This is a genomic window from uncultured Aliivibrio sp., from assembly GCF_946479765.1.
Taxonomy (GTDB): domain Bacteria; phylum Pseudomonadota; class Gammaproteobacteria; order Enterobacterales; family Vibrionaceae; genus Aliivibrio.
In genome coordinates this window covers 165,767-187,455 of sequence record NZ_CAMLHO010000001.1, presented here as the reverse complement: position 1 = coordinate 187,455, position 21,689 = coordinate 165,767, and the positions used below count along the sequence as shown (strand labels likewise).

The 21,689-nt window shown below is 40.8% G+C and carries 17 protein-coding genes, 1 tRNA gene and 2 riboswitches; of the genes, 13 read left to right on the top strand and 5 right to left on the bottom strand.

Annotated elements, in window-relative coordinates; all coding sequences use genetic code 11:
* Window positions 1–114 precede the first annotated feature (114 nt).
* The gene (locus tag Q1K78_RS00855; RefSeq protein WP_300173393.1) at window positions 115–1,362 is read right to left on the bottom strand and encodes a valine--pyruvate transaminase; all 1,248 of its coding nucleotides are present in this window, start codon (window positions 1,360–1,362) and stop codon (window positions 115–117) included.
* Between the two features lie 218 nt (window positions 1,363–1,580).
* On the opposite strand from Q1K78_RS00855, the gene glyQ reads away from it, so the two are divergent.
* From glyQ to Q1K78_RS00835, 4 genes are all read left to right on the top strand, one after another.
* Window positions 1,581–2,513: a glycine--tRNA ligase subunit alpha gene (gene glyQ, locus Q1K78_RS00850; protein WP_060993456.1), complete on the top strand. Its 933-nt coding sequence runs from the start codon at window positions 1,581–1,583 to the stop codon at window positions 2,511–2,513.
* Between the two features lie 2 nt (window positions 2,514–2,515).
* Complete coding sequence (gene glyS, locus Q1K78_RS00845; RefSeq protein WP_300173389.1) at window positions 2,516–4,597, top strand: glycine--tRNA ligase subunit beta; 2,082 nt, start codon at window positions 2,516–2,518, stop codon at window positions 4,595–4,597.
* Between the two features lie 144 nt (window positions 4,598–4,741).
* Window positions 4,742–6,373, top strand: coding sequence for an alpha-amylase (locus Q1K78_RS00840; protein ID WP_300173386.1), 1,632 nt, complete (start codon window positions 4,742–4,744; stop codon window positions 6,371–6,373).
* Window positions 6,374–6,525: 152 nt separating this feature from the next.
* Window positions 6,526–6,777, top strand: a complete 252-nt coding sequence (locus Q1K78_RS00835; RefSeq protein WP_300173383.1) for a hypothetical protein — start codon at window positions 6,526–6,528, stop codon at window positions 6,775–6,777.
* A gap of 70 nt (window positions 6,778–6,847) precedes the next feature.
* Here the strand turns inward: Q1K78_RS00835 and tusA are convergent, their stop codons facing one another.
* Window positions 6,848–7,099: a sulfurtransferase TusA gene (gene tusA / locus Q1K78_RS00830; protein ID WP_060993452.1), complete on the bottom strand. Its 252-nt coding sequence runs from the start codon at window positions 7,097–7,099 to the stop codon at window positions 6,848–6,850.
* A 186-nt stretch (window positions 7,100–7,285) separates the two neighbouring features.
* Between tusA and Q1K78_RS00825 the strand changes: the two genes are divergently transcribed.
* Both Q1K78_RS00825 and Q1K78_RS00820 read left to right on the top strand, forming a co-directional pair.
* Window positions 7,286–7,477: a hypothetical protein gene (locus Q1K78_RS00825; protein WP_060993451.1), complete on the top strand. Its 192-nt coding sequence runs from the start codon at window positions 7,286–7,288 to the stop codon at window positions 7,475–7,477.
* Window positions 7,478–7,643: 166 nt separating this feature from the next.
* Complete coding sequence (locus tag Q1K78_RS00820; protein ID WP_300173376.1) at window positions 7,644–8,585, top strand: LysR family transcriptional regulator; 942 nt, start codon at window positions 7,644–7,646, stop codon at window positions 8,583–8,585.
* Window positions 8,586–8,703: 118 nt separating this feature from the next.
* Here the strand turns inward: Q1K78_RS00820 and Q1K78_RS00815 are convergent, their stop codons facing one another.
* The 3 genes from Q1K78_RS00815 to fadB form a co-directional block, all read right to left on the bottom strand.
* Complete coding sequence (locus Q1K78_RS00815; RefSeq protein ID WP_300173373.1) at window positions 8,704–9,684, bottom strand: MDR family oxidoreductase; 981 nt, start codon at window positions 9,682–9,684, stop codon at window positions 8,704–8,706.
* Window positions 9,685–10,456: 772 nt separating this feature from the next.
* A complete protein-coding gene (fadA, locus tag Q1K78_RS00810) occupies window positions 10,457–11,620 on the bottom strand; it encodes an acetyl-CoA C-acyltransferase FadA (protein ID WP_300173371.1) in 1,164 nt (387 codons plus the stop codon).
* A gap of 13 nt (window positions 11,621–11,633) precedes the next feature.
* Complete coding sequence (gene fadB, locus Q1K78_RS00805) at window positions 11,634–13,811, bottom strand: fatty acid oxidation complex subunit alpha FadB (protein ID WP_300173368.1); 2,178 nt, start codon at window positions 13,809–13,811, stop codon at window positions 11,634–11,636.
* Window positions 13,812–14,054: 243 nt separating this feature from the next.
* On the opposite strand from fadB, the gene Q1K78_RS00800 reads away from it, so the two are divergent.
* From Q1K78_RS00800 to thiC, 7 genes are all read left to right on the top strand, one after another.
* Complete coding sequence (locus Q1K78_RS00800) at window positions 14,055–14,669, top strand: YigZ family protein (protein WP_300173366.1); 615 nt, start codon at window positions 14,055–14,057, stop codon at window positions 14,667–14,669.
* A 53-nt stretch (window positions 14,670–14,722) separates the two neighbouring features.
* The gene (locus tag Q1K78_RS00795; protein ID WP_300173363.1) at window positions 14,723–16,180 is read left to right on the top strand and encodes a TrkH family potassium uptake protein; all 1,458 of its coding nucleotides are present in this window, start codon (window positions 14,723–14,725) and stop codon (window positions 16,178–16,180) included.
* 32 nt (window positions 16,181–16,212) lie between these two features.
* Entirely contained in the window at window positions 16,213–16,737 is a 525-nt protein-coding gene (gene hemG / locus Q1K78_RS00790; RefSeq protein ID WP_300173361.1) for a menaquinone-dependent protoporphyrinogen IX dehydrogenase, read from the top strand.
* Between the two features lie 118 nt (window positions 16,738–16,855).
* Window positions 16,856–16,932, top strand: a tRNA-Trp gene (locus tag Q1K78_RS00785).
* 313 nt (window positions 16,933–17,245) lie between these two features.
* Window positions 17,246–17,440, top strand: coding sequence for a hypothetical protein (locus tag Q1K78_RS00780; RefSeq protein WP_300173358.1), 195 nt, complete (start codon window positions 17,246–17,248; stop codon window positions 17,438–17,440).
* A 103-nt stretch (window positions 17,441–17,543) separates the two neighbouring features.
* Window positions 17,544–17,610, top strand: a riboswitch (Fluoride riboswitch).
* 124 nt (window positions 17,611–17,734) lie between these two features.
* Complete coding sequence (locus Q1K78_RS00775) at window positions 17,735–19,114, top strand: voltage-gated chloride channel family protein (RefSeq protein WP_300173355.1); 1,380 nt, start codon at window positions 17,735–17,737, stop codon at window positions 19,112–19,114.
* Between the two features lie 271 nt (window positions 19,115–19,385).
* Window positions 19,386–19,497, top strand: a riboswitch (TPP riboswitch).
* Between the two features lie 189 nt (window positions 19,498–19,686).
* Complete coding sequence (thiC, locus tag Q1K78_RS00770) at window positions 19,687–21,636, top strand: phosphomethylpyrimidine synthase ThiC (RefSeq protein ID WP_300173353.1); 1,950 nt, start codon at window positions 19,687–19,689, stop codon at window positions 21,634–21,636.
* Window positions 21,637–21,689: the final 53 nt, after the last annotated feature.

Below are 21,689 nucleotides of genomic sequence, written 5' to 3'. Positions count from 1 at the left end.
TATGTTCATAAGCTCCGCGCCTTCTTCTTGAATTAGAACGAACTGACTTCATCTAGAATCATAAATGCTTAAGTTGAATATTAAGAAGCACTGCTAATTAGCGGTGCTTTTTATTTACTCTGAATACGCCTTCAGCACTTCTTCTGCAATGATATCGATGCCTTTTTGCATCATGACTTCATCTTGTACATAGTTCATACGTAAACATTGATGAGCATGATCCCAGCTGTCATCTTGGCCAATAAAGAAGTATTCCCCAGGGACAATTAAGACACCGCGAGCTTTCAAGCGTTTGTACAGTTCCATGGTTGTGATTGGCAGTTCATCAAACCATAGCCACAAGAAAATCGCGCCTTCAGGTTTATGAATACGAAAACGAGGATCGGTAATCGCCGTTTGTAGCATCTTAACGGCAGCTTGAGATTTATGACGGTAGAAGGGTTGAATTACGTCTTCACTTAAACGCAATAAATCACCCGACTCAATCATGTGCAAACCAATAGCTGGTCCCATACTTCCCGGCGCTAAACTGATAATGCCGTTTAAATTGGTCATCGCTTCCGTCATTTTTTCATTGGCAATCACAATGCCACAGCGTAAGCCCGGTAAACCTAATTTAGAAAGGCTCATACATAGAATGGTGTTTTCATTCCAAAATGGAGTGACTTCTTCAAAGATAATATTTGGGAAAGGGGTGCCATAAGCATTATCGAGAATTAATGGAATATTATTATCGCGTGCCAATTTATCCAGTTTAATCACTTCATCGTCGGTGATCACATTACCTGTTGGATTTGTTGGACGAGAAATACAGATAGCGCCAACCGAGTCATCAACTTTCAGTTGACTAAAATCAACATGGTATTTGAACAGACCATTATCGAGTAATTCAATTTCTGGACGGTAAGAAATAAAGCTATCAACTTCTAATTCAGAATCCGCATAACCAATGTATTCAGGTGTCAGAGGCAATAAAATTTTCTTTTTAGAACCATCAGAATAAGTACCCGCTAATAAATTGAATAAGCTAAAAAACGCACTTTGGGAGCCATTGGTTAAGCTGATGTTTTTGGAACTTATGTTCCAACCATAGGTCTCTTTAAGTAGCTTAGCTAAGGCTCTAACAAAGCTGTCTTTGCCCTGTGGACCGTCATAATTTGCCATGGCTGCGATCAGCTCACCCGAATCGAGCATTTTTTGTGAGGCATCTTTAAAGTAGTCGAGCATAGCTGGAATGCCCGCAGGATTACCGCCACCGAGCATGATTGCACCTGGGGTACGCAAGCCATCATTTAAATCATCCATTAACTGGGTGATCCCGCTGTAACGAGTAAATTTTTCGCCAAATTGAGTAAACTTCATTACGACTACCGTGATAATTAGAGAGTGGATGTATTGATTGTTTTAACAACATACCTCAACACCAAACAGAGATAAAGAGCCAAGATAAGCCCTTATTTTATTACTTAGACCATAAACTCAAAGTGAATTTTCATAAAGTGCTTATTTTTGCTACTCCCGGAGGGGTCAGCGAGGTATACTTCTTGGTTATATTTATCAACCATCGCGCGAATTAAATTATGCAAAAATACGATATCAAAACCTTCCAGGGAATGATCCTCGCGCTGCAGGATTATTGGGCACAACAGGGTTGTACGATTGTACAGCCATTAGATATGGAAGTGGGCGCAGGTACATCTCACCCAATGACATGTCTGCGAGCGCTTGGCCCAGAGCCAATGGCTACCGCTTATGTTCAACCATCTCGTCGTCCTACGGATGGCCGTTATGGTGAAAACCCTAACCGTCTGCAGCACTACTATCAATTTCAGGTAGCGTTAAAGCCTTCTCCAGATAATATTCAAGAGCTGTACTTAGGTTCTTTAGAAGTGCTTGGTATCGATCCACTTGTTCATGATATTCGTTTCGTAGAAGACAACTGGGAAAACCCAACATTGGGCGCTTGGGGCCTAGGCTGGGAAATCTGGCTAAACGGCATGGAAGTAACGCAATTTACTTACTTCCAACAAGTGGGTGGTCTTGAGTGTAAACCTGTTACTGGTGAAATCACTTACGGTATCGAACGTCTTGCTATGTACATTCAAGAAGTAGATTCTGTTTACGATCTTGTATGGAACCATGGCCCTCAAGGTGTGGTTACTTACGGTGATATCTTCCACCAAAACGAAGTTGAGCAATCGACTTACAACTTTGAACACGCAGACGTTGATTTCCTATTTGGTTTCTTCGATCAGTGTGAGAAAGAGTGTAAAGAATTGCTTGAGCTTGAAAAGCCGCTACCTCTTCCAGCGTACGAGCGCATTCTAAAAGCAGGTCATGCATTTAACCTGTTAGATGCTCGTAAAGCGATCTCAGTAACTGAGCGTCAGCGTTACATTCTTCGTATTCGTAACCTAACTAAATCGGTTGCAGAAGCATACTATGCATCACGTGAAGCGCTAGGCTTCCCTATGTGTCGTTCTAATAAACCGACAGCAACTGAGGAGAAGTAATCATGGCGAAGAATTTTCTAATCGAATTAGGTACTGAAGAGCTTCCACCAAAAGCACTTCGTTCATTAGCTGAAGCATTTGCTGCTAACTTTGAAGCAGGTCTTAAAGCGGCTGATTTAGCACACCAAGGCATTAAATGGTACGCAACTCCTCGTCGTTTAGCGCTTAAAATCGCTGAATTAGATGAAGGCCAAGCAGACAAAATCGTTGAAAAACGTGGTCCAGCTATCGCGTCTGCATTTGATGCTGACGGTAATCCGACTAAAGCAGCTCAAGGCTGGGCTCGTGGTAACGGTATTACGGTTGAGCAGGCTGAGCGCCTAAAAACAGACAAAGGCGAATGGCTACTTCATAAAGAAGCAGTTAAAGGCCAACCGGTACAAGAAATTGTTGTTGAATTAGCAGCAAAAGCACTCGCTGGCTTACCAATTCCTAAAGCAATGCGTTGGGGTAACTCTGACATTCAATTTATTCGTCCAGTGAAAACACTGACTATCCTATTAGGTGATGAATTAGTTGAAGGTACTATCCTAGGTGTTGCTTCTGCTCGTACTATCCGTGGTCACCGTTTCATGGGTGAAAGCGATTTTACGATTGATTCTGCTGACCAATACCCTGCGATCTTAGAAGAGCGCGGTAAAGTAATGGCTGACTACGATGCGCGTAAAGCGATCATCCTTGCTGGTGCTAAAAAAGCAGCAGAAGCGGTTGGCGGTATTGCGGATCTAGAAGACGAGTTAGTTGAAGAAGTAACGTCTCTAGTTGAATGGCCTGTGGTATTAACCGCTAAGTTCGAACAAGAGTTCTTAAACGTTCCGTCTGAAGCGCTAGTTTACACAATGAAGGGCGATCAAAAGTACTTCCCAGTATATGATCAAGAGAAGAACCTACTTCCTAACTTCATCTTTGTTACTAACATCGAATCTAAAGAGCCTCGTCACATTATCGAAGGTAATGAGAAAGTGGTTCGTCCGCGTCTTGCTGATGCTGAGTTCTTCTTCAATACAGACCGTAAGCGTCCGCTTATCGACCGTCTGCCTGAACTAGAGCAAGCTATCTTCCAAAAGCAATTGGGCACAATTAAAGACAAAACAGACCGTATTACTGAGCTTGCTGGCTACATCGCTGAGCAAATCGGTGCGGATGTTGAGAAATCTCAACGTGCTGGTCTTTTAGCTAAGTGTGACTTAATGACATCAATGGTATTTGAATTTACAGATACTCAAGGTGTTATGGGTATGCACTATGCAACTCACGATGGTGAAGATGCACAAGTTGCATTAGCGCTTTACGAGCAATACATGCCTCGTTTCGCTGGTGATGATCTACCAAGTACTGATGTATCTGCATCAGTAGCAATGGCAGATAAACTAGATACACTTGTGGGTATCTTCGGCATTGGTCAAGCACCAAAAGGCTCTGATCCATTTGCACTTCGTCGTGCTGCACTGGGTATCCTACGAATCATCGTTGAAAAAGATTACAACTTAGACCTAGTTGATTTAGTGGCTAAAGCGCAGTCTCTATTTGCTCTAGAAGATGGGTCAACTAAGCTAACGAATGCAAATGTAGACACTGACGTGATTGATTTCATGCTAGGTCGTTTCCGTGCATGGTACCAAGATGAAGGTTTCAGCGTAGACATCATCCAAGCGGTACTAGCTCGTCGTCCGACGAAGCCTGCTGATTTTGATAAGCGTGTGAAAGCGGTATCTCACTTCCGTGAACTAGACGCTGCTGAATCTCTAGCGGCTGCGAATAAGCGTGTAGGTAATATCCTTGCGAAATTCGATGGTGAACTGGCTCAAGAAATCGATCTAGCTCTTCTACAAGAAGATGCAGAGAAAGTATTGGCTAAGAAAGTTGAGATCCTAGCTGAAGCACTAGAACCTGTATTTATTGCTGGTAATTATCAAGAAGCATTAAGCCGCCTAGCTGAGCTACGTGAACCTGTTGATGCCTTCTTTGACGGTGTTATGGTTATGGCTGATGATGAAGCGCTTAAAATTAACCGTCTAACATTGCTTAACAAGCTACGTAACTTATTCTTAGATATTGCTGATATTTCTCTTCTTCAAAAATAAGAAATAGCCTTATTTAATAAAATACCTCGCCTTTGCGGGGTATTTTTTTGTCAAAATATCGTATTTTCGTAAATTAGAGGTTAATTATATTCATAACAGTGTCTACAATTGGCTCTCTTCTCTTTTATTAGGCTGCTGATTTCGATGAAATTATCTGTGTGTGCAACATTTATCTCTCTTTCTTTTTTGGTCGGGTGTCAAAGTACCTCGTTACCATCTACGGATAATTCAAACGCTTCTATCACCACTGAGCTTACTTCATCGAATCAATCTGTTAATAAAGAAGTGGTATGCCCTTCATTAGGAATACGACCTGTTACGGTAACTGTTTCTGATTTGTGGTCTGAAGGCGAGGTGGTTACTGATGCTTATTCTGGCAATATTGCTCAGGTAAAAGATGGGCAAATAACGTTAACACCAAGTCGTCATAGTGGTGGTTTGTTATTATTAGAATCAAGAGCGGTATCGGAATCAACAGAAGAGAAGATTGATTTCCAATGGCAGAACGCGACATTTTATCATATCGCCACCGATCGTTTTTATAACGGTAACAGTTGGAATGACCATAGTTATGGTCGTCAGGCATCAGCTCAAGGCTTTAAAGGTGGCGATATTGCAGGCTTAACCAAAAAACTAGATTATTTGGCTGAGTTAGGTGTTGATGTATTGTGGATTTCGACACCATTAGAGCAAGTACATGGTTGGCTTCCTGGTAAAGATGGTAATACACCAGAATATCCATATGCAGGCGGTGCAACCTTGGATTGGACTCAGCTTGATACTAATATGGGTAGCGAGCAAGAGATGAAAGCCCTCGTTGATTTAGCGCACCAACTAGGAATGAGAGTGGTGTGGAGTATCGATAGCACGCCATCCCAACCGAGTTTATCTGATCTACAACAGTTTGGCATTCAACCAAACTCCGATAAAAATCTTCCGAGTTATTGGAGTGACTGGCATCCTAAAGAAGGCCAAAACCTGACAAACTACCTTGATGACTTTAAAAATGAAAAAGGCGAGATCCCACAGTGGTGGTCTGAAGCTTGGTTTGATGGTTCTATTGATGTGACAACGCCAACGTTCTTTACTAATAAACCAATAACGGCGGTTACTCAGGTCAGTGATAATAAGAATGAATTATTAACCGGATGGATCACAACCTGGATCGCTAAATTTGGTATTGATGGGGTTGTTCTGTCTCAATCTACTCCACCGTTAATTGAACAATTAGAACAAACCGGTAGTAAAGTTTTTGAAGAATGGAAAAAAGACAATCAATACAAAGCGTTTGAAGATGCTTCATTTTTGGTGATTGATTTAGAGAATAATAATCACTTTATTCCTCAAGTTCGTCCAATTAATTTAACTGAAAAAAAGTGTTTAACGTCATTAAGTCACCAGTTTGATACATCGATAGAGAACCCTTTATCGGCACTAACCTGGTTTGGTAAAGAGAGAAAACCAGAGTTAAGTTCGGATAATTACGCTCAATATCGTGATGCGGCCTCAGCATTGTTATTATCTAAAGGAAGTATTTTTGTGTGGTATGGCGATGAAAGCGGCAAGGCTGGTGATCGGTATAGTGTGATGAATTGGGATGATATGACAGGGCAACATTGGTCACTATCAGCTCATTGGAAGACGCTGCTTACTTTTAGAGGGGATCACTCCTCTGTTTCTCAAGGTGAGATCCAAGTGATTAATCAGGAACCTTACTATGCTGTTATACATAAAAATGGAATTGATAAAGTAATGGTTGTTTATACCGGAGAATAGCGTTTTTAAGCTCTATTTCTTGTGTCATCAAAGTTTAATCACATCAGAATAAGAGTGTGATACTAGACACATAGGTTTTGGTGTAGAGGTGATAATCTAGAGCTAGAATTAGTTGTATTGGTAGATGTTTCTTTAAAGGATAGGAGCTTATCATGACTCGTTTTTTAGCTATCTCACCGCAAAGTCAATGTTATCTATTTACTGTGGCATTAGCGCTTAATTTATTGGGTATGGTACTAACAGATATGTGGGTACCTATGGTGGTTGGAGCCATTGTGACAACAGGACTGTCTGTTGATGCTTGGGTTCGAGTTCACTATGTATTACCAATGAAAAAAGAAATGCGTAATTTGCAGCACGAAATAGAAAGCATCCAGAAGCAAGTTCGAGATATCAGCACATAAACGCAGTAGCTGTTTGTTTATAATGAAAAATAGAATAAAGGCGACCACATTGGTCGCCTTTATTCTATTTTTAAGCTGGAAGCCCTTTGCGGATTAAAAATCGATAAGGGAGCGTATCTGTGTCTTCTGCAAGTAACTCATGATCCATAAAACGGCAAAAGCTTGGGATGTCACGAGTCGTTGATGGATCGTCTGCTTTAATTAGTAGAGTCTCACCATCTTGCATCTGTCGGATTGTTTTTCTAACCATCATGACAGGCTCAGGGCAGCGTAAGCCTTCCGCTTCTAGTGTTTGGGTTGCTGTATCAAAGTTGATGGTCATCATTGTATCTCTTTACAATTAAAGGCGACCAAGATCATACTGCTGTAAAAAAAATAATCAATACACATTGGCAAAGAACTGAAAAGAGAGTAATTTATTTATTAACAATGCATTAACATCGAATGGTTAACGTATTGTTTTAAATGTTCTTGGTCATAGAAAGAAAGTAATAGAAGGATCGCCATTATGCTTACTCAAATAGATCGCTTAACTATTTATTGTGTTCTTTGCTTTGTTACGATTTGCTCACTAGTTCTGCGTACACCAGAAAACATTAACCTTTTCCCTTTAATTAGCCTTGCCTCCGTTATGGTTGCACTTACTATCGAACTAAAAACATGGTCAGAAAGTGAAGCAGCAGAAGAGCAAGATTACTAACTCAAAATGAATACAATAACAGATAACACACACGCTCTAGCTTTCCCGTCTCTTTATCATTCTTAATCCCAAATTAAGAAGTGTATAAATTGCGGGATTTTTTTTATCTTAAAAACCGTTACACTAATAAAAACCGTTTAGGTTATTTCAGATATAGGTTTAGATAATGGAACTCGAAGAAGTTTATCGTCGTGATTTAAATTTACTCATTGCCTTAAAAGTATTACTAGAAGAAAACAGCGTAAGCCAAGCGGCGATCCGATTGAATTTGAGTCAATCGGCAATGAGTCGTGTATTAGGCCGATTACGTGACTTACTTGGTGATCCATTATTTACTCGTCAGGGCCAGCATTTAGTTCCCACACAAAAAGCATTGGAGATTAATGCTCAAATTAATCAACCTTTAGAGTCGCTTCGTCAATTGCTCACCCCAAGTGACTTTACTCCGATGCATTGCGATCAACACTTTTTGATTGCAACTACTGACTACGCAATGCAAACCATCTTACCTTACGCGTTACCTAAGATTTATGAGCAAGCACCGAATATTTCATTGGAATTCACTTCTCTAAATCATGAAAACTTGTTTAAACAATTAAGTACTGAAAAAGTGGATATGGCGATCTGTCGTCCTATTGGATCGGTGACGCCATTGAAGCAAGAGGTATTAGGGCAAGTAGGGGTATTGTGCCTGCTTTCTAAAAACCACCCACTTGCAGGTGTTCGTTTAACCTTAGATGATTATTTATTATTACCTCACGCCATGATTGCGATTAGCGATGGGGTAAAAGCGTTATTGGATAATGCGTTATTAGGGCAAAGAGAAAGAAGACAAGTATTGAGGGCGTACCATTTAGAAGCGGCATTAGCGATCGTTGATAAAATGCCATTAGTGATCACTGTTCCTGCGGATCTTGCTTATTTAATGGCTGATCGTTATGACTTAGTGATTAAACCCTTACCGTTTGAATTTACTCCGTTTGATTATTCTTTAATTTGGCATTCTCGTTGTGATTCTTCACCAGCACAAACCTGGCTTCGACGTGTCGTAAAAGAAGAGTGCGGTAAGTTAATAGAAAAACGCATTGAAGACATTGGGTTCGTTTAATTTATTGTTGTTTAGATAAGAAAAAGGCAGCGATTAGGCTGCCTTGGTTTACTGATGTTTTCACATTAACGCTAAGCTAGGTAGGGCTCAGTGTTAAATTATTTTTTAGTTGATAAGACTAAATTTTGATTACCACACGACCTGTGATTTTACCGTTTGTAATGTCTTCTGCTGCTTGAATCGCATCATCTAATGCTACTTCTTTTGTTGCTTGAGCATAGAATGAGTCAGGTAGAAGAGTTGACAGCTGTTCCCATGCTTTGATGCGTTTTTCACGAGGACACATCACTGAATCTACACCTTGTAGGCGAACATTACGTAAAATGAATGGCATTACTGTTGTTGGCAAATCAAAACCACCTGCCAGACCACACATTGCAACCGCACCGTTGTAATCAATTTGTGCTAATACTTTAGCCAGTACTTTGCTACCAACGGTATCAATTGCGCCAGCCCATAGTTGTTTTTCTAATGGTTTTGCTGGTTCTTCTAGGTCGCTACGCTCAACAATGCGTGATGCGCCTAATGATTTAAGCAGCTCACCATTTTCAGAAGCTCGGCCAGTTACCGCAGCAACTTTATAACCTAATTGGTTAAGAAGAGTGATAGATACACTACCGACACCGCCACTTGCTCCAGTTACTAGGATCTCTCCATCTTCTGGTTTGATCCCCGCATCAACAATCGCTTGAACACATAGCATGGCAGTAAAACCAGCGGTGCCGATTGCCATTACTTTTTTAGCGTCTAGGCCTTTTGGCATAGGAACTAACCAATCACCATTTAGGCTCGCTTTTTCAGCCATGCCGCCCCAGTGACCTTCACCTACGCCCCAACCAGTTAGAACCACTTCATCGCCGGCTTGGTAACGAGCATCATCCGAGTGAGATACTACACCCGCTAAATCAATACCTGGAACCATTGGGAAGTTACGAACAATGCGCCCTTTACCAGTAATTGCTAAGCCATCTTTGTAGTTAAGAGAAGAGTAGCTAACATCAACTTTTACATTACCTTCAGGAAGTTGAGATTCATCGATCTCAGTAATTGCTGCAATGGTATTTCTTTCTTCTTGATTCAGAACTAATGCTTTAAACATAACAAACTCCAATGACGAGAATAAGTGAATCAAACCAAGCGTTTGATTGATTTGGTAAGTGTAGGTGAGTTTTTATTAGAAAAAAAATGATACTTAAACATGAGTAATATGCATTTTTTGCATAGATCCTTTTATAAAAAAATTTTAAAAATAACAAATAAGATCTTTACTTTTTATAGGATCATGTTATTTTGCACATCTTGCTCTGATGTACAGAGTTATTAATACAAGCAATAAGTACAGTAAAACCCTCAGAAAAATATCTTCGCAAAAGCTATTATCTCCGTGTTTCATTTCACTTTTCCAATCATTAATAATTGAACATTTCAGCAGATCGTTAGCAACGAATAAGCCTAACTGGATCTATTTATAATGTAATACGACCGTGTGCTGTCGAAGTTGTGAAATACGTTGGCTTTATACCTAATATCGTTATTAGGCTACCTGCTTATTTTTTAAAGAACGATTTTAAAGAATAAATAGATGGATAAGGTAAAGAACGTACAACTTCTCTATGTATAAATTACATAAGATAAATATCTCTTCTCAGGCTAAACAAGCGCATCGTATTGATGCATGTTTATACTAAAGTTAAGAAGGATATATCATGTCTAAATCAACAGGCAGAAAGCGTTTTTGGTTCCACCAAGCGCGTGATACAAAAATCATCTCAAAAAAATAAGATGATAAAAGCGATACCAAATTAGGTATCAACTCGAAAAAAGTCGCCCAAGAAGGCGACTTTTTTAGTTTCTCGCGTATCGGTTTATTTTTAAGGACGTTCAAATACGGTAGCAATGCCCTGTCCAAGACCAATACACATGGTAGCGACACCCAGTTTAGCGCCGGTACGTTCCATGTTATTGATTAGCGTGGTGGCAATACGTGAGCCAGAACAACCAAGAGGGTGGCCTAACGCAATCGCGCCACCATTCAAGTTAACCTTCTCCTCCATTACGTCCATCAATCCTAAATCTTTAATGCAAGGCAGAGATTGGGCAGCAAACGCTTCGTTTAGCTCAAATAAATCAATATCATCAATCGATAACCCAGCTCGTTTTAGCGCTTTTTGAGTCGCAGGTACAGGACCATAACCCATGATTGACGGGTCACATCCAGATACCGCCATTGAACGTACTTTCGCACGAATGGTTAATCCTAATTCATTAGCTTTCTCTTCACTCATGATAAGCATCGCAGAAGCACCATCAGATAATGCTGATGAAGTACCTGCGGTAACCGTGCCATTGGCGGGATCAAATGCTGGGCGTAATGCGGCTAAACCCTCTAGTGTTGTTTCTGGACGAATAACTTCATCGTGTTTCACTAGCGTAAGTGCACCATTTTCATCATGACCTTCAATCGGTAGGATTTCAGAATCAAAGTGACCTTCAATGGTCGCGCGATGTGCTTTTTGATGTGACGCGAGAGCAAACGCATCTTGTTGTTCACGAGTTATTCCGTGCATCTTACCTAGCATTTCAGCGGTTAACCCCATCATGCCAGACGCTTTCGCAACACTCTTTGATAATCCAGGGTGGAAGTCGACACCGTGATTCATAGGTACATGACCCATGTGTTCAACACCGCCAATAATACAGATGTCAGCATCACCTACCATAATGGCACGAGAGGCATCATGCAGAGCTTGCATTGAAGAACCACATAAACGGTTTACGGTAGTTGCAGCGATAGATTTTGGTAAGCCTGCTAATAATGATGCATTACGAGCAATATTAAAGCCTTGCTCTAAGGTCTGTTGAACACAGCCCCAATAGATATCTTCGATTTGATTTGGTTCGACCTTTGGATTTCGTTCTATTAAACCTTTCATTAAATGTGCAGATAAGTCTTCGGCGCGAGTATGGCGGAATACCCCATTTTTAGAACGACCCATCGGAGTTCGGATGCAATCAACAATAACGACATTTTTCATGATAAATCCTTCCTTAGATTGAGGCTGATGATGGTGATTTAGGGGCAGGGTAATAACACTCTCCAGCCGCTGCTTTTTGTTTGATACTCTCTGGTACTTGGTAAACTGCACCGAGTTGCTCAAACTCCTTCGCCATCTCTAGATAGGTCGATAATCCAATTGCATCAAGATAGCGGAAAACGCCGCCTTTGAATGGAGGGAAACCTAGTCCATACACTAATGCCATGTCAGCTTCTGCCGGTGAAGCAATGATGCCTTCATCCAAACAGCGAATGACTTCATTAATCATTGGGATCATCATACGAGCGCTGATCTGCTCTGAGGTATAAGGTTGAGTTGTGTCTGTTACTGTTGCGATGATCGCGCTGGTGCCCTCATCAACATTTTTCTTTGGCTTGCCCTTTCTATCTACGGTATAAGCATAGAACCCGGTGCCATTTTTCTGACCGTAACGGTTCTCTTCAAACATTGCATCAACCACATCGCGTCCGTTTTTTGCCATACGTTCAGGGAAACCTTGGGCCATCACAGCTTGGGCGTGATGAGCGGTATCAATACCGACGACATCAAGTAAGTAAGCGGGGCCCATTGGCCAACCAAACTCTTTTTCCATCACTTTATCGATTTGTTGGTAATCCCCACCATCACGCAGCAATAAACTAAAGCCTGCAAAATATGGGAAAAGTACGCGGTTCACAAAGAAACCAGGGCAATCATTGACAACGATTGGGGTTTTACCCATTTGAGACGCGTAAGCAACGACGCGATCAATCGTTTGTTGTGAGGTTTTTTCGCCGCGAATAACTTCGACAAGCGGCATACGATGTACAGGGTTGAAAAAGTGCATACCACAGAAGTCTTCTGGGCGTTTTAATGATTTAGCTAGCAATGAGATAGGAATGGTTGAGGTGTTCGAGGCTAAAATAGTCCCCTTGTTAACTTCACCTTCTATTTCTACTAAAACTGCCGCTTTGATTTTTGGATTCTCAACGACTGCTTCCACAATGATGTCTTTAGTTTCGATCCCACCATAGTGTAAAGACGGAGTAATGGAAGAAAGCACTTGTGCCATTTTTAAACCAGACAAACGCCCGCGTTCTAATTGCTTATTAAGCAGTTTAGAGGCTTCGTTCATGCCTAAATCTAACGAAGGTTGAGCAATGTCTTTCATTAAAACAGGAACGCCTTTTGAGGCCGATTGATAAGCAATACCACCGCCCATGATCCCTGCGCCTAGTACTGCTGCGCTTGTTACTGGTTCACTGTTTTTAACCGCTTGCTTTGCTTTACTCTTAACAAATTGGTCGTTTAAGAAAATACCAACTAATGATTTTGCGACTTCGGTGCGAGTGAGAGCAACAAAGTGTTTGTTCTCAATGGCGAGTGCTTCATCTCGGCTCATGCCCGCACTTTGTTCAATGGACTTAACTGCGGTAATTGGTGCAGGGTAATGTTTCCCTGCTATTTTCATTATCATGCCTTTAGCAACATTGAATGACATCGCCGCTTCTAATGGCGATAGTTGCAATGGCGCTTTCTTTTGTTCGCGACGTTGTTGCCAATTTAATTGGCCATCAATCGCTTGTTTTAACATAGATATAGATGAATCGATTAAGGTTTCACGTGAAACAATGCCATCAATCATGCCTAGTTTTAAAGCGTCTTTTGCTCGTTTTGGTTTACCTGTAGTAATCACTTCCATAGCAGGGTCGGCACCAATTAAACGAGGCAGACGAACAGAACCGCCCCAACCAGGCATTATACCAAGTTGCGTTTCAGGTAAACCAATCGATGCGGTTTCATCTGCTAAACGAAAATCGGTAGCAAGCACACATTCACAACCGCCACCCAGAGCAAATCCAGTAATCGCAGTTAGTGTAGGAACAGGAAGGTCTTCTAGTTTATTAAAGATGACATTGGCTTGATGAAGCCATTCACTCAGTTCTTCTGGTGGTGTATCAAACAAACCAAGAAACTCAGTAATATCTGCCCCCACAATAAAGGCATTCTTACCTGATGAAAGTAAGAGCGCTTTTAACTCTTTTTGTTCGTAAAGCGCATCAATCGCTTCACCAAGTGACTGTATAGTGGCAAGGTTGAGCTTATTCACACTGCCTGTCGCATTAAACACTAGGTGAGCAATGCCTGATTCGATGTAGTCTACAGAGAGGTTTTCACCTTGATAAATCATTTTCTATCTCCATGAAATAAGAACCAGATCCGAGTATTCGTTATTATAATAATCTGGTTTGACCAGTTAATAGTGGTGCTAAAGTAAACAGATATCAAACTAAATTTAACATTTTATTTACGTTTATCTTGGTTGATCACAAATTTACTTTCTTCGGTTGGCGAATAAATATCAGCATAGAAAGCGTAAATGTAGTTATAAGTGATACACTTTAAGGTTCCGTTTCTAGTATCAGTGTAGTCTATGAATGATCAGCCATATCAAGTGCCAAAAGCGATGGCGGTATTTGAGGAAGAGATAAAAAAAAGCGTCTTTATTACCTATCTCGCCAGAACATCATCGATTGATGAAGCCAAAGCGTTTGTGGCAGAAATAAAAGCGAAACATTCTGATGCTAGGCATAACTGCTGGGGATTTGTTGTAGGAAGACCTGAAGATTCTATGAAGTGGGGTTTCAGTGATGATGGCGAACCTTCTGGTACCGCAGGTAAGCCAATACTTGCTCAATTGAGTGGTTGTGGAATTGGTGAAATTACTGCTGTGGTTACACGGTATTCTGGTGGTATCAAGCTTGGTACTGGTGGTCTAGTAAAAGCTTATGGCGGCGGGGTTCAGCAAGCATTAAAGCTAATTGAAACGGAAGAAAAACGCATTACGGCTCATGTTATTTTGCATTGTGACTATAACTTAGTTAGTTTGGTCGAAACATTGCTTCACCAATACGAAGGACAACAAGTAAGTGCCGACTATAGTGATAAAGTTGTTATGACGTTAGAGCTAGAGAAACGTGTCATTACTGAATTTAAAACCGCAGTAATTAATAAAAGCGGTGCCAAAATTGAATTTCCAACCCAGTAATTCAGTTCATATAAACCATTAGGATGTGAGTGACGCGAAGCGTTCAATAAATCATGCAGTTTCGTTCAATTATTCGAATCGTGGGTATTTTACTCGCGGTTTTTAGTTTTTTTATGCTGGCTCCAGCTCTTGTCGCGTTTATTTATCGTGATGGTGCAGGTGTTCCGTTTGTTATTACCTTTTTCTTATTATTGGCTGGAGGCGGTGCGCTTTGGTTTCCAAACCGACAGCATAAACGCGAATTAAAATCTCGCGATGGCTTCCTCATCGTTGTACTTTTTTGGATGGTAATCGGCAGTGCCGGAGCGCTGCCATTTTTGCTTTCTGGCTCTCCTGATATTTCGATAACCAATGCATTTTTTGAGTCCTTCTCTGGTTTGACAACAACAGGGGCTACAGTTCTTACTGGGTTAGATCATTTACCTAAAGCGATCTTATTCTACCGACAACTCCTGCAATGGTTTGGTGGTATGGGTATTATCGTTTTGGCTGTTGCTATTCTGCCAGTGCTAGGCATTGGTGGTATGCAGCTTTATCGTGCTGAAATTCCTGGTCCTGTGAAAGATACTAAAATGACCCCCCGAATTGCAGAAACCGCAAAAGTACTTTGGTATATCTACTTAACCTTAACGATTGCTTGTACTTTAGCGTTTTGGGCTGCCGGAATGGATTGGTTTGATGCTATTTCTCATAGTTTCTCAACCATTGCGATTGGTGGATTCTCTACCCATGATGCGAGTATGGGCTATTTTAATAGCCCAGTAATTAATGGAATTACAGTGGTATTTTTACTTATCTCTGCCTGTAACTTCTCATTGCATTTTGCCGCATTTGCCTCAGGCGGTGTGCACCCTAAATATTATTGGAAAGACCCAGAATTTAGAGCGTTTATCTTTATCCAAGTGCTACTGTTTTTAGTGACCTTCTTATTGTTATTAAAGCACAGTACCTACGATTCAATTGGCGCAGCGGCAGATCAAGCGTTATTCCAAACCGTATCGATTTCGACAACGGCAGGTTTCACAACCACTAGCTTTTCTGAGTGGCCATTATTTTTACCTGTTTTATTATTGTTTTCTTCGTTCATCGGTGGTTGTGCAGGCTCAACCGGTGGCGGTATGAAAGTCATTCGTATTTTATTATTGTCACTTCAGGGCATGCGTGAGTTAAAGCGCCTTATTCACCCAAGGGCTATATTTACCATAAAGATTGGTACAAAGGCATTACCTCAACGAGTGGTTGATGCCGTGTGGGGTTTCTTCTCTGCTTATGCCTTGGTGTTTGTCATCTGTATGTTGGCATTAATTGCGACGGGCATTGATGAGTTAACTGCTTTCTCTGCGGTAGCGGCGACATTAAATAACTTAGGTCCAGGCCTAGGCGAGGTTGCGGTGCATTTTGGTGAGATAAATGATTCAGCAAAATGGATTTTAATTATCTCAATGCTATTTGGTCGTTTGGAAGTATTTACCTTACTTATTTTATTCACGCCGACGTTTTGGCGTAGTTAGTTTTTAGTATTAAAAAGTTTTAAGAGGTTACTGTGGAAAGAGTATTACTTCTTCACTCAAGCCGTGAAGGTCAAACGATTAAGATATTGGATTATATTGCGACTAAGTTCGGCGATGATGTTGATTGTCAGTTGGTGGATGTACATCAACCATTAACGGTGTCATTGTCAGATTATGATCGAGTAGTGATTGGCGCTTCTATTCGTTATGGTCACTTGAATAAAAAGCTGTATCAATTTATCGCTCAGAACCAAGCTGATTTAGAGCAAGCGAACGCTTCATTTTTTATCGTCAATCTTACTGCTCGTAAAGAGGGGAAAGATACACCAGAAACCAGTGCGTACTTTAAGAAGTTCTTACTTAAATCGCCTTGGGTTCCTAAATTGCAAGATACCTTTGCCGGTGCGTTGTTTTACCCACGTTATAATTTCTTTGACCGCTTTATGATTCAATTAATCATGAGAATGACGGGTGGAGAGACAGATCCAACCAAAGAAGTTGAATATACGAATTGGCAACGCGTTGATCAATTTGTTGAAAAGATTAAAAAAGGTTAAGTTTTATCCGTTTTTGATGAAATTGTGCGATAGAAGTAGAAATTTTAGTTTAGATGCTATTTTTTAGCATACTAGCTATGGATTTTCTTGTAAAAGTCATTACAATAGCACGCATAACAGGGGTGTAGCTCCAACTGGCAGAGCAGCGGATTCCAAATCCGCGTGTTGGGAGTTCGAATCTCTCCACCCCTGCCATATTTAGAGAAGGCTCATATCGAAAGGTATGAGCCTTTTTGCTATCTGGCATTTGGAAAAGAAAAAATAGGTTGGAAATGTTTTTCTAGTGTTCTGAATCTATACTTAAAAGAAAAGCAAGTGGGGTTGGTTCATTGATCTCAAAGACTTATGGGTGTGATGGAATGCTCTGTATGACTGTTATTTGAAGTTACTATTTATTGTTAAAAATGGTTTAGACGTTAAAGTAGTTAATTAATGTGATCTATGTCTTGTTTTTTGAGGCGTAGATAGTAAAATCTGCTGCTTAATTAATCTCTAGGGTTTTATAAAAATGAGTTACGATTTAGGTTCTGTTTATCTTGGTCAAATTGCGGCAAAGAACATGCTGAATGAAGCTATGTATGGCAAGCAACAACCAAGAAACAAAAAAACAGCAGTAACGAAAAAACTTTGGAAAGGATTCGAAAGTATTAATACTAAAATGGTGAAAGCGGTAAGTGGCTATACACCTGTATTAACTTGGTAAGTGATTTTACTGAATACGTTAAAAGGCGCTTAAATTTAGCGCCTTTTTATTTGCCATTTATAAATGATAGGAGTAGCATTTCATAGGTTGATTGGTTTTAGAACCGATCACGGGTGATGGATTCCCACCTTTAACCGCTCTAATTTAGAGATAATGATTCCTACTGTAGCGTACCCGATCGGATGACTCTATCATTATGGGGTAGATCCGTCTATAGTAGAGCCGTTTGTTATTTCTCTTCTCTCCTAAGATAGTCTATCCTTTTGATTAACCATATATTAAAAGATAGAACTTATGGCACACCCACTTAATCGTAATCTGCAAAATTTTTACCAAATGTTCAGATGGACACTGTTTGTGATCCCTGTAGCGCTATTGGTTGGTTCATTCAACGCCTTCTTTCTATGGCTATTAAGTGAGGCAACTCAAACTCGAATTGATAATCCTTGGTTGATTTACTTATTGCCTTTGGCGGGTTTAGTTATTGTTTATAGCTATCGTAACTGGGGTAAAAACTCTGCCGGTGGTAACAATTTAATCATGGATGAAATTCACCAAGCGGGTGAGGGTATCCCTGTCAGAATGGGACCATTAGTACTGCTTACCACGGTTATCACGCATCTATTTGGTGGTTCGGCGGGTCGAGAAGGTACAGCGGTTCAGATTGGTGGCGCAACGACGGATTTATTATCAAGAGTATTTAAGTTATCTGAAGATGACCGACGAATGATGCTAACCGCGGGTGTTGCCGCAGGGTTTGCGTCTATCTTTGGAACTCCATTTACAGGGGCTATCTTTGCGCTTGAAGTGTTGTTTATTGGACGTATTAAATTCAATGCCATTATTCCAGCGTTATTGGCCGCAATTCTAGCGAACGTCGTTGCTTCTGCTTGGGGGGCTCATCATACCCATTACCTAATTAGTTTTGATCAAGTCAGCACGTTATTTGGTCATGCGGTAGATATTGACTTGGTACTAATGGCTAAGGTAATTGTGGCCGCGATTGCGTTTGGTTTAGCGGGCTATTTATTTGGTGAATTAACTCATGGATTTAAAGACGTATTCAATGCCACGCTTAAAAATCCATATTTAATAGTGGTTGTTGGTGGCTTAATGGTCATTGCAATTACTCAACTTATTGGTAACTACGATTACATTGGTATCGGCGTATATCCAAGTCGAGATGGTGGTGTGAGTATTACCTCGGCGTTTAGTGCGGGTGGTGCTGAATGGTACAGTTGGATTTTGAAACTGCTATTAACGGCAATTACTTTGGCGGCGGGTTATAAAGGCGGTGAAGTAACTCCATTATTTTTTGTTGGTGCAACCTTAGGTAACTTCTTGGCGTGGGTGATGGGTGCGCCAGTTGATCTGTTTGCGGCATTAGGATTCTTAGCAGTATTTGCGGCAGCAACCAATACACCTTTAGCGTGTACCATCATGGGGGTTGAATTGTTTGGTGCGGATTACTTACCTTACTTTGCGCTAGCGTGTTATACGGCGTATTACTTTAGTGGTCATACGGGTATTTATTCTTCTCAACGTGTAGCGGTATCTAAAACACTTGAGCATGGCCGCGATCATGATGGTTCGAATAAAATTGGTTCTTACCGTGATTATAATTCGTCATGGTTAAAACATTTAGCGAAGAAACTAACTAAGAAAGACAAATAGTTTCACGTGAAACATGTAGTTTATAACGTGTTACTTAAGTTGAACCTAGTGTGCTTTGCAGTAAAAAAACACTTTGTCATCGATGTGTTACAACGTCAATTACATCGTTCTTTTTTACGGAGAAGCATATTAGGTTCATATTAATAAACCTAATATGCGTTCACTCACAAACTCAGCCAACCACTTCATAACTTCCTTTTCTTCCATTTCATTTCTTCAGCTCTTTCTTTATACTCCGACTACGTTCAGATTCTTATTAAGACAATCTGAAAGAAACTTGTCGGAGTGCTTAGTACTTTTATAGTACGAGCTGAGACCGCATTGCGGGATCCGTAGAACCTGATCAGGCTAATACCTGCGAAGGGAACAAGAGATAATTTTTATCTTAGTTTGTTAGTACTACTCGAATTATGTAATGATAAATCGTAGCTGAATTTTAGCTTTAATTTATTTGTCTAATTCATAGTATATAGGTATGCAGGTTTATTCTCTGTTGTATCTCAAACTAAGAACCTCTTGCTACAACTCAAATCCGACAAGCAATTATTCTATTTTTATCAAGGAATTTTGCTATGTCGTCAAGTCGTAAACAAGCATGTTTAGATGCTAAAACCAATATTGAATCGCTGTCGGTTCAACCATACCCAAACTCAAGTAAAGTTTATATCGAAGGCTCTCGTCCTGATATTCGTGTTCCAATGCGTGAAATTTCATTGGCTGATAGCTTAGTCGGTGGAACAAAAGAAAACCCAACACTAATACCAAACGAACCTATTCAAGTCTATGACACATCAGGGGTATATACCGACCCAAATTACGACATTGATGTTTACCAAGGGTTGCCTAAATTACGTGAACGTTGGATAGAAGACCGCACTGATACTGAAGTGTTGAAAGGGGTAAGCTCTGTTTATTCTCAAGAGCGCTTATCTGATGAAACACTTGATGAACTTCGTTATGGAAATTTACCCACGATTCGACGTGCCAAACCTCAACAATGTGTGACGCAATTACACTATGCTCGCCAAGGTATCATTACCCCAGAAATGGAATACATCGCGATCCGTGAAAACATGGGTCGTCAAAAATTTGCAGATGAACAACTAAATCATCAGCATCCTGGCCACAGTTTTGGTGCCAACCTTCCAAAAGAAATTACCCCTGAATTTGTTCGTAACGAAGTGGCAGAAGGCCGCGCTATTATTCCGTCAAACATAAACCATCCAGAGGCAGAGCCAATGATCATCGGTCGTAACTTCTTGATTAAAGTTAACGCCAATATTGGTAATTCTTCGGTCAGTTCGTCGATTGAAGAAGAAGAAGTAGAGAAACTGGTTTGGTCTACACGCTGGGGCGGCGATACCGTAATGGATTTATCTACTGGCCGAAATATTCACGAAACGCGTGAGTGGATTTTACGCAATAGCCCAGTACCAATTGGCACGGTTCCTATGTACCAAGCACTAGAGAAAGTGAATGGTGTGGCTGAGAATCTAAACTGGGAAGTAATGCGAGATACCTTAATTGAGCAAGCGGAGCAGGGTGTAGATTACTTTACTATTCATGCCGGTTTATTACTTCGTTATGTACCAATGACGGCGAAACGAGTAACAGGGATTGTTTCTCGTGGCGGTTCTATCATTGCAAAGTGGTGTTTAGCGCATCATCAAGAAAGTTTCTTATATACGCATTTTCGTGAAATTTGTGAGATCTGTGCAAAGTACGATGTTTCTCTTTCTTTAGGGGATGGTTTACGTCCGGGCTCAATTGCGGATGCTAATGATGAAGCACAGTTTGCTGAATTGAGAACGCTCGGTGAGTTAACTAAAGTCGCTTGGGAATACGATGTTCAAGTGATTATTGAGGGGCCGGGTCATGTACCAATGCATATGATCAAAGAGAACATGGACGAGCAACTCAAGCACTGTCATGAAGCACCGTTCTATACATTAGGTCCATTAACGACTGATATTGCCCCTGGGTATGATCATATCACCTCCGGGATTGGTGCGGCCATGATTGGATGGTATGGCTGTGCAATGCTTTGTTATGTCACACCGAAAGAACATTTAGGCCTACCAAATAAAGAAGACGTTAAGATTGGTTTGATCACCTATAAATTAGCCGCTCATGCGGGTGATTTAGCCAAAGGTCATCCGGGTGCCCAAATTCGAGATAACGCCTTATCAAAAGCCCGTTTTGAATTCCGTTGGGAAGATCAGTTTAATCTGTCACTTGATCCGATTACCGCTCGTGAATTTCATGATGAAACACTGCCTCAAGAGTCGGGCAAGGTTGCTCACTTTTGTTCAATGTGCGGGCCTAAATTCTGCTCAATGAAAATATCACAAGAAGTTCGAGAGTACGCCAAAGACACTGAACAAGTGGCGTTAGACCAAGCAATTAATATCAAAATGCTCGATGACCCACTTGAAGGTATGCGCCAAAAATCAGCAGAGTTTAAGGCCTCTGGTTCAGAGTTGTACCATCCTGCTGTAGATGCAGAACCCGTGAAAAGCTAACGACAGTTACCATTATTATTTTAATCATGAATGGTGGTGTTTCACGTGGAACA

What these genes read in the sequence shown, in the direction of transcription:
- Q1K78_RS00855 (WP_300173393.1), bottom strand. Translation starts at nt 1,362, where the DNA reads ATGAAGTTTACTCAATTTGGCGAAAAATTTACTCGTTACAGCGGGATC.
- glyQ (WP_060993456.1), top strand. Translation starts at nt 1,581, where the DNA reads ATGCAAAAATACGATATCAAAACCTTCCAGGGAATGATCCTCGCGCTG.
- glyS (WP_300173389.1), top strand. Translation starts at nt 2,516, where the DNA reads ATGGCGAAGAATTTTCTAATCGAATTAGGTACTGAAGAGCTTCCACCA.
- Q1K78_RS00840 (WP_300173386.1), top strand. Translation starts at nt 4,742, where the DNA reads ATGAAATTATCTGTGTGTGCAACATTTATCTCTCTTTCTTTTTTGGTC.
- Q1K78_RS00835 (WP_300173383.1), top strand. Translation starts at nt 6,526, where the DNA reads ATGACTCGTTTTTTAGCTATCTCACCGCAAAGTCAATGTTATCTATTT.
- tusA (WP_060993452.1), bottom strand. Translation starts at nt 7,099, where the DNA reads ATGACCATCAACTTTGATACAGCAACCCAAACACTAGAAGCGGAAGGC.
- Q1K78_RS00825 (WP_060993451.1), top strand. Translation starts at nt 7,286, where the DNA reads ATGCTTACTCAAATAGATCGCTTAACTATTTATTGTGTTCTTTGCTTT.
- Q1K78_RS00820 (WP_300173376.1), top strand. Translation starts at nt 7,644, where the DNA reads ATGGAACTCGAAGAAGTTTATCGTCGTGATTTAAATTTACTCATTGCC.
- Q1K78_RS00815 (WP_300173373.1), bottom strand. Translation starts at nt 9,684, where the DNA reads ATGTTTAAAGCATTAGTTCTGAATCAAGAAGAAAGAAATACCATTGCA.
- fadA (WP_300173371.1), bottom strand. Translation starts at nt 11,620, where the DNA reads ATGAAAAATGTCGTTATTGTTGATTGCATCCGAACTCCGATGGGTCGT.
- fadB (WP_300173368.1), bottom strand. Translation starts at nt 13,811, where the DNA reads ATGATTTATCAAGGTGAAAACCTCTCTGTAGACTACATCGAATCAGGC.
- Q1K78_RS00800 (WP_300173366.1), top strand. Translation starts at nt 14,055, where the DNA reads ATGAATGATCAGCCATATCAAGTGCCAAAAGCGATGGCGGTATTTGAG.
- Q1K78_RS00795 (WP_300173363.1), top strand. Translation starts at nt 14,723, where the DNA reads ATGCAGTTTCGTTCAATTATTCGAATCGTGGGTATTTTACTCGCGGTT.
- Q1K78_RS00780 (WP_300173358.1), top strand. Translation starts at nt 17,246, where the DNA reads ATGAGTTACGATTTAGGTTCTGTTTATCTTGGTCAAATTGCGGCAAAG.
- Q1K78_RS00775 (WP_300173355.1), top strand. Translation starts at nt 17,735, where the DNA reads ATGGCACACCCACTTAATCGTAATCTGCAAAATTTTTACCAAATGTTC.
- thiC (WP_300173353.1), top strand. Translation starts at nt 19,687, where the DNA reads ATGTCGTCAAGTCGTAAACAAGCATGTTTAGATGCTAAAACCAATATT.